Raw genomic sequence first — 12,604 nt, 5'->3', positions numbered from 1 at the left:
CGCAGGATACCGGGGCGTTGGGTGCGCGACATGAGAGCGGGTCCCGGGCCCATCGGGCCGGGACCCGGACCGGGCCTCGTGTGCCGGGGCTCCCCCGCAAGGATTCGAACCTTGTCCTGCTGGTACCAAAAACCAGTGTGCTGCCAGTTACACCACGGGGGACAGCGCCTCAGACCTTACCGGAGACGTACCGGGGCTCGGGCCGTGAATCCCCTCTCCCCCGCCCTCGATCCGACGGGACGGGCGGGCGCCGCGCACGACGTGGACGATCTTGGCCGGTGCCCTCGCGCGCCCCGCGCGGCGCGGGGCGGCCCGCCCGGCGAAACTCGCCGGATCCGCCCGGCCCGGCGCCCGTAGGCTGAGGGCATGACCACAACGGGGGAAGTCCACCGGGGGGCCGATGCCGGCCCCTGGTGGTGGGCGAGGTGGCGCGGTGCGGTGCTGGACGTCTCGCTCGCGGCGGCGTCGGCCGTGGAGTGTGCGCTGGAGGGGATCGAGTTCTCCCGGGACGCGGGGCTGCCCGTGCCCGTGGGGATGGTGTTCGGGCTGTTCGCGGGGCTCACGCTGCTGCTGAGGCGGAGATGGCCGATCGCCGTGGTGCTGGTCTCGATCGCGATCACCCCCGCCCAGATGGGCTTCCTGATGGGCGTGGTGGGGCTGTACACGCTGGCGGCGTCCGAACTGCCGCGGCGGATCATCGGCGCGCTCGCGGGGATGTCGTTCGCCGGGATGTTCATCGTGACGTATGTGCGGGCCCATCAGGGTCTGGCGCGGGGTGATCTCTCGATCGCCGGCGGGTTCATCCCGTTCCTGTCGGTGACGACGGCCCTCGGGATGATGGCGCCGCCGGTGCTGCTCGGGCTGTACGCGGGTGCGCGGCGGCGGTTGATGGAGAGCCTGCGGGAGCGGGCGGACTCGCTGGAGCGGGAGCTGATGCTGCTCGCCGAGCGGGCGGAGGAGCGCGCGGAGTGGGCGCGCAACGAGGAGCGGACGCGGATCGCCCGTGAGATGCACGACGTGGTGGCGCATCGGGTGAGCCTGATGGTGGTGCACGCGGCCGCGTTGCAGGCTGTGGCGCGCAAGGACCCGGAGAAGGCGGTGCGCAACGCGGCCCTGGTGGGGGACATGGGGCGGCAGGCGCTGACCGAGCTGCGGGAGATGCTCGGCGTGCTGCGGACGGGCGAGGGCGCGGGGGTGCGGCCCGCCGAGGTCGTGGCCGAGGTGGCGGTGCCGTTGGCGGCGGTGGGGGCGGCGGCCGCGGCGGCGGCGTCGCGGGCGGCGGACGACGGGGTGGAAGGGCCGTGCCTGGCGGAGCTGGAGGAGCTGGTCGGGCAGTCGGCGGCCGCGGGGATGGTGGTGCGGTTGTCGGTGGAGGGCGTGGTCAGGCCGTACGCGCGGGTGGTGGAGCGGACGGCGTACCGCGTGGTGCAGGAGGCGTTGACCAACGTGCACAAGCACGCGGCGGGCGCGCGGACGCATGTGCGGCTCGCCCACCGGTCCGCGGAGATCGCGATGCAGGTGGAGAACGAGCGGCCGGAGCCGGGCGTGGTGGAGGGGGCGCGGTTGCCGAGCGGGGGCAACGGACTGGTGGGGATGCGGGAGCGGGTGAGCGCGCTGGGCGGGGTGTTCGTCTCGGGTCCCACCGACGCGGGCGGCTTCCGCGTGTCGGCGGTGATCCCGGCCCGGGCGGCCTGAGGGCTGGGGCCCCGCGCCGCGAAGGGGCGCGGGGAACCGCCCGACCGGCCACGGCGGCGCCGCGGACGAACGACGGGCGCGGTGGACCGCGCTGCCGGGCCGCGCCCGAGCGGGCATCCCGAAAGGGCCCCTCGGCCGGCTTGGCCGGCGCCGAGGCCCTTGGCACGGCTGCCCGCTCCGGCGAGCACGGCGAGCAGTCCGCCGTGGGGCGGGATGCGGACGTTGGTGGGCGGGGGCCGGTCCGGCGGGGCCGGGTGGGGCCCGGCCCCGGTGACCGGCGCCGGTGTGTGCGGGTCGGGTCCTGCGGACGGGGGCGGCCTGGGGGCTGAGGCCCCGTCCGGCGGGGCGGCGGCTGTCAGCCCTGGGTGAGTCGTACGGGTTCGACGCCGGTGAGCAGGGCGGTGAGCCCGTGGTCGATGTCGGGGCCGAGATACCAGTCGCCGGTGTGGTCGAGGGCGTAGACGCGGCCCTCGCTGTCCATGGCGATGAGCGCCCGTCCGGCCGTCTCCTCGCCGAGCGGGCAGATCTCGGTGCCGAGGGCGCGGCCCAGGTCGCCGAGGGTGCGTGCGAGATGCAGGCCGTGGAGCGGGTCGAGATGGAGTGCGCTGGGCGCGAGCCGGCGCCCCGGGGCGGTGGGGGTGATCCGGAGCGCGCCGAACTCGGCCCAGGCCTCGACGGCGGCCGGGAAGACCGCGTGCCGGTGGCCAGCCGGCGAGGTGTGGCCGCGCAGGGCGTCGGCCCAGACCTCCGCCTGTTTGATGTCCCAGCGCCCCGGCTGCCAGCCCGCGGCACGCAGGGCGGAGTCGACGGCGGCGGGGAACCGCGGTGGCGGTGTTCCCTGCTCGGCGCGGGCGGGGGGCCGGGCGGCCGGGGTGCGGTCGGGGTGCATCTGCCTCTCGTTCGTCGAGTGCCGTGGCGGGTGTGCTGAGAAGAAGCGGGTGTGCTGAGAAGAAGAAGGAATCAGTTCGGCGCCGCGGTGTCGACGACGCGTACGCCGAAGTGCTCGCTGAGCGAGGTGCAGGCGCGACAGGGGGCGGCGAAGCTGCCGTGGAGGGGATCGCCGTCCTCGCGGATGCGGCGGGCGGTGAGCTTGGCGTGCTTGAGGGCTTTGCGGGCCTCGCCGTTGGTCATGGGTTTGCGGGCGGCGCGTTTGCTGCGCGTGGCGTCGGCGGCGGTGATGTGGCGGGAGATGAGGATCGCCTCGGCGCAGCGGCCGGTGGACCGGTCGCGGTGGCTGCCGGCGAGGGTGTCGAGGTAGTCCTGGACGAGCGGGTGCAGGACGGGTGGCTGGTCGCCGCGGGCGGCGGTGCCCGTGAGGGTGGTGCCGCGGACGGAGAGCGCGGCGGCGACGGTGGGGAGTATGCCGTCGCGGCGATGGCGCAGGGCGGGAACGCTGTCGGTGTCGGTGGTGCTCCAGGTGACGCGCGGGTCTCCTGAGGCGCCTGTTGGTGCGGTGTTCATGGTGTGTCGTTTCTCCCCTTGCCTCCCCCGTGGGAGGACACAGACTGCCAAATGCCGTGGGTGGTGCGGAAGCTGGGGCGGCGCGACACGCCAGGTTTGGGCGGACGGTCACGGTGGGGTGACGGCTGGTCACGGTGGGGGAGGTGTGGGCCCGGGCGAGGGGTCGGCGGGCCGGTGACCGGCGTCGTCGTACGGCTTAGGCTGTCGGCATTCGCGATGCGCGATGCCGTAGAGGGCCGTAGAGGCCGCACAGCCAGACAGAACGCCGCAGGGGGCATACGTCATGACGACAGGTCGGCTCGGGCTGGGGGCACCTCCCGGCCGTCAGGCCGGTGGAGCGGCCGCGCCGCCGAACGCCGCGTACGCCGGGCAGACGGTGCGGTTCCCGGACCCCGTGAGGGCCGCCCGGCATCCCCGAGGGGTGCGGGTGGACGAGGACGGGTTCCCGGACTTCTCGCCCTACGCCCGTGCGGCGGCGGAGATCGCGGAGCCGCCGGAGGGCTTCGGCGTGGACGAGCTGCGGCTGACGGACTACGTGTCGGCGAACGCGGCGTCGGCGGCGGCCGGGCATGAGCTGTGGGACGCGATCGATGCGGTGGCGACGCCGCACGGCTGGACATGGCATCACGCGCGGGCGTCGCGGCGGCTGGAGTTGATCCCGGTCGAGGTCAAGGCGCTGCTGAGGCATCACGGCGGTCTCGCCGAGGCGGGGGTCGACCACGAGAAGCGGGGCACGCGGCCGTTGCAGGAGACGCGTCCGGCGCACTTCGGGTTGCCGCGGGGTGCGGTGGCGGTGACGGAGCAGCAGGTGCTGGGGGTCGAGGAGGACCTCGGGTACCGGTTGCCGGGCGCGTACCGGTCGTTCCTGAAGGCGGCGGGCGGTTGCGCGCCGGTGGGCGCCGCGTTGGACGCGGAGCTGGGGCTGCTGGTCGACCAGCCGTTCTTCACGGTGCGGGACGAGGCGGCGGTCAACGACCTGCTGTACGTGAACAAGTGCCTGCGGGACCACCTGACGAAGGACTACCTCGGCGTCGGGTTCGTGCAGGGCGGCCTGCTCGCGGTGAAGGTGAAGGGCGACCGGATCGGTTCCGTCTGGTTCTGCGCCTATGACGACGCGCGGGACGTCGACGCGTCGTGGACGCCCGCACAGCGGGTGGAGCGGCTGCTGCTGCCGTGCGGGGACGACTTCGACGCCTTCCTGTCCCGGCTCGCGGGCGATCCGCCGGAGCTGGAGACGGTGGCGAACCTGATGGTGGACGGCGGGTTCGCGCGTGCGGTGCCTGTGTCGTCGGTGGAGGAGTGAGTCGGCGATGGTGACGTTCGCACAGGCGCAGGAGCGCGCGGAAGAGTGGATCAACGGCGATGTCCCGGCTTACCAGCATCGTGAGGTGCGGGTGCGGGAGTTCGAGTCGGGCTTCGTGGCGTGGGCCGAGGACCGCGCCGAGGGGCCCCGTTCGGACGGGGGCGCGCAGCGGCTGGTGATCTCCCGGGACAGCGGTGAGGCGACGCTGTGGCCGGGGCTGCCGGTGGGCGAGGTGATCCGCCGCTACGAGGAGCGGTACGGGACGCGGGAGGCCGCGGAGCCCGCTCCGGACCCGGCGGCGCGGGTGGACCTGAACCAGACGTCGTTCCTGCTGAGTCCGCCGGAGTGGTTGCAGGAGGCGGCGGACAGGATGGGGATACCGGATCGCCGACAGGAGCGTGACGGCGGCGAGACCGGTGCCGGTGCCGGTGCCGAGGCCGCCGGGGCTGATGGTGAGGCCGGGGCTGCGGGTGCGGCTTCGGTTGCGGGTGTCGGTGGTGGGGCCGGTGCGGGTGCCGAGGGTGCCCGTGCGGGTGCGCCGGGCGGGCCGGGGGCGTCGGGGGCGCCGGCTGGTGGGCCGGGGGACACCTCCGGGGGCTCGGTCGGCTCCGCGCCGTCCGGGGCTGCGCCCTTCGCGCCGGTCGATGTCGCGCCTTCCGCGCCCGCCGCGTCTCGCGTGCCTTCCGCGTCTCCGGCGCCCGCCGCGCCCGAGTCGGGGCCGGCGGAGGCGCCGGCGGCCGAGTCCGCCGCAGCCGACGTGGCCGTGGACGGGCCGGGGAGCGAGGTCGCGGACGCGGTGCCGGGTGCGCCCGCGGACGTGACGCCGTGGGCCGGGACGGACACCAGCGCCGAGGTGGGCGAGGACCGCTCGGTTCCGCTGCCCGACACGGTGTTCGCGGCACCCCCGGTGGCCGGTCTGGGCGCGGGCGGTACGCCGCCCCTGTCCACGCCGGAGGCGAAGACCGCGCTGCTGGCGGGTCCCGTCCTGCCCGGCGCGGGTGCCGCGCCGGGCACGCCGCCCCCTCCGGGAGCACCCGCGTACGGCTTTCCCCAGGGTCCCGGTGGCGTTCCGGGGACGCCGCCCCCGCCCCCGCCGCCCGGCGCCGTTCCGCCGGGTCCGCCGCGGCCTCAGGCCGATGCGGTGGGACCGGGGCGGCCGCCTGCGCCCTACGCCGGGGACATAGCGGACGCCGCGACCAGCATGGCGGCACCCCCGCGGGCGGCGCGTGGCGCGGGTGCGCCGCATCCGCCCGGTGCGCCCGGTGCGCCGGGCGCGGCCGGGGCGCGGTCCGGTGGGACGCCGCCTCCGCCCCCGCCGCCGCCTCCGGGTGGGGCGCCGGGAGGCGCGGGGGCCGGATACATGCCGACGCAGATGGTGCCGCCGCCCGGTCCGGCGGGCCCGGTTCCGGGCGTGCCCGCGCCGGGTGCGCCGCGGCCGCCGGGCGCTCCTCAGGCCGCAGGGGCTCCTCAGGCTCCGGGTGGGACGGCTCCTGGTGAGGTGCACCACGCGGCGACGATGCTCGCCGGTCCGGCCGTCGGCGGGCCGGGCATGCCGCCGGTCGCCCCCGGCGCTCCGGGCGGCACCCCTGGTGGCGTGCACCACGCCGAGACCATGCTGGCGGGGCCGCCGGCGGGAGGTCCTGGACTGCCGCCTCCGCCGCCCCCGGGTGTGCCGAACGCCGCCGGGCAGCCCGCGCCCGGTCGCCCCGTGCCCGGCCCGCCGATGCCCGGTCAGGCCGTTCCGGGCCCGCCGGTGCCCGGTCAGGCCGTGCCCGGTCCGCCGGTCCCCGGTGGGCCTGTGCCCGGTCAGCCGCCCACGTACGGCTATCCGCAGTCGGGGCAGCCGACCGTCGGCCCCGGCTACCAGGCCGTGTTGCGCTACCGCGCGCAGGACGGTTCGGAGCAGCAGCTGATCCGGCGTTCGGCGCCGGGCACGGCGCATCCGGAGTGGCAGATCTTCCATGAGCTGCGCGCGATGAACGTGCCGCCGGGCCAGGTGCTGGAGCTGCACACGGAGTTGGAGTCGTGTGAGCTTCCGGGCGCCTACTGCGCCCGGATGATCCGGGAGAACTGGCCGCAGGCGAGGATCACGAGCATCGCCCCCTACGGCACCGACCACGTCTCGCGTCAGCAGGGCATGCAGCAACTGCTGGCACACCAGGGTGAGTTGCACCAGGTGGCCGACGGTCCGGCACGCCCTGCCCCGGTGCGCGCGCCGCTGCCGCCGGTGCAGCCGGCACCGCCCGTCCCACCGGAGGCCGTCGCGCAGGAGCTGGCCGGCGCCTTCGGCCCGGGCGTGTTCCGCTTCGACCAGGCGTCGGTGGCCCGGCAGGGCGTGCCGCCGGTCGTGGCGCACACCCTGGTGGTCGCCGGACTTCCGCTGGACATGGGCCCGTTCTTCTGGGCGCAGGCCCAGCCGGGCCGCCCGGTGCCCACGCTCGCGGAGCTGGCGCAGGAGCGCGGGGTGCTGCCGGCCGCCGACGCGGGCTCTTACCTGGTGATGGGCAGCGACTTCGGCAAGGCCGTCTGCGTGCAGTACGGCACGGCGAACATCGTGGCGGTTCCGGTCGAGGCGGGTCCGGGCGGTGCCGCGGTGCCGCCGCAGTTCGTGAACACGGGGCTGCCCGAGTTCGTGCGGTGCATGGCGCTGCTCGGCCGGATGTGGCGGCTGCGGTACGGGCTCAACCAGGAGCAGGCGGGCCGTTGGACCGTCGACTTCCAGGCGCAGCTCGCCTCCCTCGACCCGGCGGCGCTCGGTTCGCCGGAGAGCTGGTGGTCGGTGCTGCTGGAGCAGATGTGGGACGGACTGCTGTGACGGCGTGATGTCCGGATGAACAGATGAATAGATGGGCAGATGAACAGCTGGCCGGATGGCCGGATGGTCAGGGGTTGGGCCCCGGAGGTGCGTGTACGTCGCGTGCGTCCGGGGCCCAGCCCTTTCGCGGCCGGTCCCCCCGCCCGCACCCCTTGCCCCGGCCCGGGCCCCTGCCCACCCCATGGATCATGTGCGGAGTGTCTGTTATGAACACTTACGCCTGATCCATCAGGATGTGCGCGAAATCATCAGTTCGTGCAGGTCGCCTGGAGAGGGGTCGTATGAGCAGCGCATCGGGGTCGCCGCACGGCTTTGTGCCCGTGCGGCGGGGATACCGTCCCGACCAGGCCGACGCCTGCGTGACGGCCCTCTCGCGGGACCGCGACGCCGCGTGGGAGCGGGCCGCCCGGCTCACCGTGCTGGCCAGGGACATGGAGGCCGATCTGGCGGGGCTGCGTGAGACGGTGGCGCGGCTCGGCCCGCAGACGTATGAGTCCCTGGGGGAGCGCGCGCGGGGGCTGTTCGATCTGGCGCTGGAGGAGGTCGCCGCCCTGGGGGAGGAAGGGCGGCAGCGGGCACACCGGCAGGTCGAGGAGGCGCGGGCGGCGGCCGGGCGGACGGAGGAGGCGGCCCGGGCGTACGCGGAAGGGGTGCGCGCCGAGGCCGAGGAGTGGGCCCGTACGCGGCTGCTGTCGGCGCGGGCGGAGGCCGACGAGGCGCGGATCGCCGCGCGCCGCGAGGTGAAGGAGGGGCGGGCGGAGGCGCTGGCCGCGCTGCGGGAGGTCCGGCAGCGTACGCAGGCGCTGCTGGCGGACCAGGAGCGGGAGCACGTCGAGCGGGTGGTGGCCGAGGAGCGGGCCGCCGCCGAGCGGGTGGCGGCCGTGGACGCGTGGGCCGCGGAGCGGACGGTGGCGGCGGAGGCGTCCCTGGTGGAGGCGCGGCGGGCGCTGGACGAGGCCGAGGAGTCGGCGCGGCGGGTTCAGCGGGACGCGCAGGCGCGTGCGGCGGAGGTGATCGCCGAGGCGCGCCTGGGGGAGGAGCGCGCGGCGAGGGAGACGGAACGGCTGCTGCGGGAGCACGCCGAGCACCGGGACGGCGTGCAGGCCGAACTGGACCATGTCCGCAACAGCCTCGCCATGCTGATGGGCAAGGCCGCGGCGGAGTAGCCGCACAGGGGCGGACGGGGTCGTCACCGCGTGATGCCGGCCGGTCCGCCACCGCTGTGGAGCCGGTCGGTTGGTCACCGCCTCGGCGAAGGCCGGCGGGCCCACCCCGCCGTGGTGCGCGACGGGTTGACCCTGACGTGGCGGCAGGGTGGAGGCTTGTCGCGCAGGCGGCGAGGCGCTGGGGTCGCCGTGGCCCCGTGCCGGGGGTGGAGACAACCCTGAGGCGGGCTCCGCCTGTGGGCGGACTGCCCCTAGGGGTTGTTCCCCATCACGGCAGGGGACGGGTTCGTCCCGGCGGAGGAGGAGGGCCGGGGGCGCCGTCCTTAACCTGGTTTCACGCCGCTGGGAGCGGTCGGCACGTACGGGGGTCGTGTCGACCGCAGCACAGGGGGTGGGGTTATCCCCAGCGGAAGACGGGGCCGGGCACCAGCGCGCCGGGACATGGTCCGGCACGAGACTGGCGGACAGAGCCGGACGGCATCCCTTTCACCGAGCGAGACCGACCTGGGGCTCACGCGTCCCTTTCGTTGACCGACATAGGAGATATGACATGACATCGGCCGTGACCATTCCCAGGCACGGGGGCACTGGAGGGCGTACGGCCGTTGCCGCGCGAGCCCGGCAGGTCGTCAAGGCGTACGGGTCGGGGGAGACCCGTGTCGTCGCCCTCGACCACGTCGACGTGGACATCGCCCGGGGCCAGTTCACCGCGATCATGGGCCCCTCGGGGTCCGGCAAGTCCACGCTGATGCACTGCCTGGCCGGACTCGACACCGTGACGAGCGGTCAGATCCACCTGGACGAGACCGAGATAACCGGCCTGAAGGACAAGAAGCTCACGAGGCTGCGCCGGGACCGGATCGGATTCATCTTCCAGGCGTTCAACCTGCTCCCGACGCTGAACGCGATCGAGAACATCACGCTGCCCATGGACATAGCCGGCCGGAAGCCGGACCGCGCGTGGCTGGACCGCGTGGTGGAGACGGTGGGGCTGGCCGGCCGGCTCAGCCACCGGCCCACTCAGCTCTCCGGCGGTCAGCAGCAGCGGGTCGCCGTGGCCCGCGCCCTGGCCGCACGGCCGGAGATCATCTTCGGTGACGAGCCGACCGGCAACCTCGACTCGCGCGCCGGGGCCGAGGTGCTCGGATTCCTGCGCCGCTCGGTCGACGAGCTGGGACAGACCATCGTGATGGTCACGCACGACCCGGTGGCCGCCTCGTACGCCGACCGCGTGCTCTACCTGGCCGACGGCCGGATCGTGGACGAGATGGTCACGCCGACCGCGGAGGCGGTCCTCGACCGCATGAAGGACTTCGACGCCCGGGGGCGCACGTCATGACCATCCTGAAGACCTCGATGCGCAACTTCTTCGCGCACAAGGGGCGGATGGCCCTGTCGGCCGTAGCGGTGCTGCTGTCGGTGGCCTTCGTGTGCGGCACGCTGGTGTTCACCGACACGATGAACACGACGTTCGACAAGCTCTTCGCGGCCACCTCCTCGGACGTGACGGTCAGCGCCAAGGGCTCCTCCGACACCGGGGAGACCACCTCCCGCACCGGCAAGCCGCCGGTCATGCCGACGTCCACGCTGGAGAGGGTCCGCAAGGCCCAGGGCGTGCGGAAGGCCGAGGGCACGGTGTTCTCGACCTCGGTGACGGTCGTCGACCACGACCTGGACAAGCTGTCGCCCACCAGCGGCGCGCCGACCATCGTCGGCAGCTGGAACGGCAACGACGCCCGCACCATGAAGATCACGTCCGGTGCGGCGCCCAGAGGTCCCGACCAGATCATGGTCGACGCGGACACCGCCGCAAAGCACCATCTGCGGCTGGGCGACGAGATCGGTGTGATCAGCGCCGTCGGCACGCACCACGCGCACGTCTCGGGCATCGCCGCCTTCACGGTCACCAACCCCGGTGCGGCGATCTTCTACCTGGACACCAGGACCGCGCAGCAGACCCTGGTGGGGCGGACGGAGGTGTACACCAACATCAACGTCACGGCCGCCCGGGGCGTCACCGACGACCAGCTGAAGAAGAACGTGGCGGCCGGGCTGGGCAGCGGCTTCAAGGTGCAGACCGCCAAGGAGGTCGCCGACGCCAACCAGAAGGACGTCAAGTCCATGCTGAACGTGATGAGGTACGCGATGCTCGGCTTCGCCGGGATCGCCTTCCTCGTCGGCATCTTCCTGATCGTCAACACCTTCTCGATGCTGGTCGCCCAGCGGACCCGCGAGATCGGCCTGATGCGAGCCCTCGGCTCCTCCCGCAAGCAGGTCAACCGGTCCGTGCTGATCGAGGCCCTGCTGCTCGGAGTGCTGGGCTCCGCCCTCGGTGTCGGCGCGGGGGTCGGCATCGCGGTCGGGTTGATGAAGCTCATGGGCAACCTGGGCATGCGTCTGTCCACGGACGACCTGACCGTCGCCTGGACCACTCCCGCCCTGGGCCTGCTCCTCGGCGTGGTCGTCACCGTCCTGGCCGCCTGTCTGCCGGCCCGGCGCGCCGGCAAGGTGTCCCCGATGGCCGCCCTGCGTGAGGCGGGCGCCCCTGCGGACGCCAGGGCGGGTGCCATCAGGGCCGTCCTCGGTGTGGTCCTGACCGGCGCCGGCGGTTGGTGCCTGTACGCGGCGGCCACCGCCGACAAGGCCAAGGAGGGCTCGTCCTGGCTGGGCCTGGGCATTCTGCTGACCCTGGTCGGCTTCGTGGTCATCGGCCCGCTGGCGGCCGGCGCCCTGGTCCGCGTCCTCGGCGCGCTCATGCTGCGGATGTTCGGCCCGGTGGGCCGGATGGCCGAGCGCAACGCGCTGCGCAACCCGCGCCGTACCGGCGCCACCGGTGCCGCGCTGATGATCGGACTGGCCCTGGTGGCCTGCCTGTCGGTGGTCGGCTCCTCGATGGTGGCCTCCGCCACCGATCAGCTGGACAAGACCGTCGGCACGGACTTCATCATCCAGGCCGACAACGAGAACACGCTCATCACCACCCAGGCCGTGCGGGCCGTGAAGGACACGCCGGGCCTCGCCCGGGTCACCGAGTACAGGATGGTGGACGCGTCCCTGACCACTCCCGACGGCCGCACCTCGGACGACGCCATCAAGGCGGCGGACCCCACGTACGCGCAGGACCTGCGGACCAAGACCGTCGCCGGTGACCTGGCGGACGCCTACCGGCCCGACTCGATGTCCGTGTACGAGAAGTTCGCCAAGGACCACGGGATCAGGCTCGGTTCCACGGTCACGGTCGGCTTCAAGGACGGCAGGAGGGCCAGGCTGACGGTCCGCGCGATCACCAGCGACGACGTCGTGGTCGACAAGGGCTCGCTGTACGTGTCGACCGCCACGGCCGCCCGGTACGTCCCCGCCGACAGGATGCCGCTCGACCTGATGGTCTTCGCCACCGCCAAGGACGGGCAGGAGGCGACGGCGTACAAGGCGCTGAAGTCGGCCCTGCACGACTATCCGCAGTACACGGTGCGCGATCAGACCGACTACAAGAAGGCGCTGAAGGACCAGATCGGCCAACTGCTCAACATGATCTACGGGCTGCTGGCGCTCGCGATCATCGTCGCGGTCCTCGGCGTGGTGAACACCCTGGCCCTGTCGGTGGTCGAGCGGACCCGGGAGATCGGCCTGATGAGGGCGATCGGCCTCTCCCGCCGCCAGATGCGCCGCATGATCCGCCTGGAGTCCGTGGTCATCGCGGTCTTCGGCGCCCTGCTGGGCCTCGGCCTGGGCATGTGCTGGGGCGCGACGGCCCACCAGCTCCTCGCGCTGGAGGGCCTGCACACCCTGGAGATCCCCTGGCCGACGATCACCTCCGTCTTCGTCGGCTCCGCCTTCGTAGGCCTGGTGGCCGCCTTGATGCCGGCCTTCAGAGCAGCCCGAATGAACATCCTGAAAGCAATAGCCACCGACTGACCCCCAGTTCCCCGCGCCCCCGACAGGGGCGCGGGGAACCGCGCAAAACCCACGACGCACGGTCAGCCGACCACGTACGCCCGGTCCCCGATCCAGGGGCGCGGGGAACCGCGCGAAATCCCACGACGCACGGCCGGCCGACAACGCGCCGAACACCCCGCGGTCAGGGGCGCGGGGAACTGCGCAAAACCCACGACGCACCCGCACCCGACAACGCACGTGCCCCCCGACAGGGGCGCGGGGAACTGC

Annotated in this window: 8 protein-coding genes and 1 tRNA gene; 6 read left to right on the top strand and 3 right to left on the bottom strand. The window is 73.9% G+C overall.

Annotation, left to right across the window (positions count from 1 at the left end; genetic code table 11):
- Nucleotides 1-89: 89 nt before the first annotated feature.
- A tRNA-Gln gene (locus tag AB0C59_RS15150) sits at nt 90-162 on the bottom strand.
- A gap of 204 nt (nt 163-366) precedes the next feature.
- On the opposite strand from AB0C59_RS15150, the gene AB0C59_RS15145 reads away from it, so the two are divergent.
- Nucleotides 367-1,695, top strand: a complete 1,329-nt coding sequence (locus tag AB0C59_RS15145) for a histidine kinase (RefSeq protein ID WP_363004476.1) — start codon at nt 367-369, stop codon at nt 1,693-1,695.
- A gap of 355 nt (nt 1,696-2,050) precedes the next feature.
- Here the strand turns inward: AB0C59_RS15145 and AB0C59_RS15140 are convergent, their stop codons facing one another.
- Together AB0C59_RS15140 and AB0C59_RS15135 are read right to left on the bottom strand one after the other, a co-directional pair.
- Nucleotides 2,051-2,584: an SUKH-3 domain-containing protein gene (locus tag AB0C59_RS15140; protein WP_363004475.1), complete on the bottom strand. Its 534-nt coding sequence runs from the start codon at nt 2,582-2,584 to the stop codon at nt 2,051-2,053.
- Between the two features lie 71 nt (nt 2,585-2,655).
- Entirely contained in the window at nt 2,656-3,156 is a 501-nt protein-coding gene (locus tag AB0C59_RS15135; protein WP_363004473.1) for a YwqJ-related putative deaminase, read from the bottom strand.
- A 283-nt stretch (nt 3,157-3,439) separates the two neighbouring features.
- Between AB0C59_RS15135 and AB0C59_RS15130 the strand changes: the two genes are divergently transcribed.
- The 5 genes from AB0C59_RS15130 to AB0C59_RS15110 all read left to right on the top strand — a co-directional run bounded on the left by AB0C59_RS15130 (nt 3,440) and on the right by AB0C59_RS15110 (nt 12,355).
- A complete protein-coding gene (locus AB0C59_RS15130) occupies nt 3,440-4,459 on the top strand; it encodes an SMI1/KNR4 family protein (RefSeq protein WP_363004471.1) in 1,020 nt (339 codons plus the stop codon).
- Between the two features lie 7 nt (nt 4,460-4,466).
- Nucleotides 4,467-7,274 (top strand): SUKH-4 family immunity protein, encoded by a 2,808-nt coding sequence (locus AB0C59_RS15125; RefSeq protein ID WP_363004469.1) that lies wholly within the window; start codon nt 4,467-4,469, stop codon nt 7,272-7,274.
- A 281-nt stretch (nt 7,275-7,555) separates the two neighbouring features.
- Entirely contained in the window at nt 7,556-8,440 is an 885-nt protein-coding gene (locus AB0C59_RS15120) for a cellulose-binding protein (RefSeq protein WP_363004467.1), read from the top strand.
- A 550-nt stretch (nt 8,441-8,990) separates the two neighbouring features.
- Nucleotides 8,991-9,779 carry an ABC transporter ATP-binding protein gene (locus AB0C59_RS15115; protein ID WP_363004465.1) on the top strand — a complete coding sequence of 263 codons (789 nt, stop codon included), beginning with the start codon at nt 8,991-8,993 and terminating at the stop codon, nt 9,777-9,779.
- The gene (locus AB0C59_RS15110) at nt 9,776-12,355 is read left to right on the top strand and encodes an FtsX-like permease family protein (protein ID WP_363004463.1); all 2,580 of its coding nucleotides are present in this window, start codon (nt 9,776-9,778) and stop codon (nt 12,353-12,355) included. The genes AB0C59_RS15115 and AB0C59_RS15110 overlap by 4 nt, the downstream gene beginning before the upstream one ends.
- Nucleotides 12,356-12,604: the final 249 nt, after the last annotated feature.

This window comes from Streptomyces sp. NPDC048664, assembly GCF_040650555.1.
Taxonomy (GTDB): domain Bacteria; phylum Actinomycetota; class Actinomycetes; order Streptomycetales; family Streptomycetaceae; genus Streptomyces.
The sequence above is the reverse complement of the archived record's forward strand: the minus strand, read 5'-3'. Positions and strand labels throughout refer to the sequence as shown.

Excerpts from the sequence above, each read along its gene's own strand:
- AB0C59_RS15145 (WP_363004476.1), top strand. The coding sequence starts at position 367 with ATGACCACAACGGGGGAAGTCCACCGGGGGGCCGATGCCGGCCCCTGG.
- AB0C59_RS15140 (WP_363004475.1), bottom strand. The coding sequence starts at position 2,584 with ATGCACCCCGACCGCACCCCGGCCGCCCGGCCCCCCGCCCGCGCCGAG.
- AB0C59_RS15135 (WP_363004473.1), bottom strand. The coding sequence starts at position 3,156 with ATGAACACCGCACCAACAGGCGCCTCAGGAGACCCGCGCGTCACCTGG.
- AB0C59_RS15130 (WP_363004471.1), top strand. The coding sequence starts at position 3,440 with ATGACGACAGGTCGGCTCGGGCTGGGGGCACCTCCCGGCCGTCAGGCC.
- AB0C59_RS15125 (WP_363004469.1), top strand. The coding sequence starts at position 4,467 with ATGGTGACGTTCGCACAGGCGCAGGAGCGCGCGGAAGAGTGGATCAAC.
- AB0C59_RS15120 (WP_363004467.1), top strand. The coding sequence starts at position 7,556 with ATGAGCAGCGCATCGGGGTCGCCGCACGGCTTTGTGCCCGTGCGGCGG.
- AB0C59_RS15115 (WP_363004465.1), top strand. The coding sequence starts at position 8,991 with ATGACATCGGCCGTGACCATTCCCAGGCACGGGGGCACTGGAGGGCGT.
- AB0C59_RS15110 (WP_363004463.1), top strand. The coding sequence starts at position 9,776 with ATGACCATCCTGAAGACCTCGATGCGCAACTTCTTCGCGCACAAGGGG.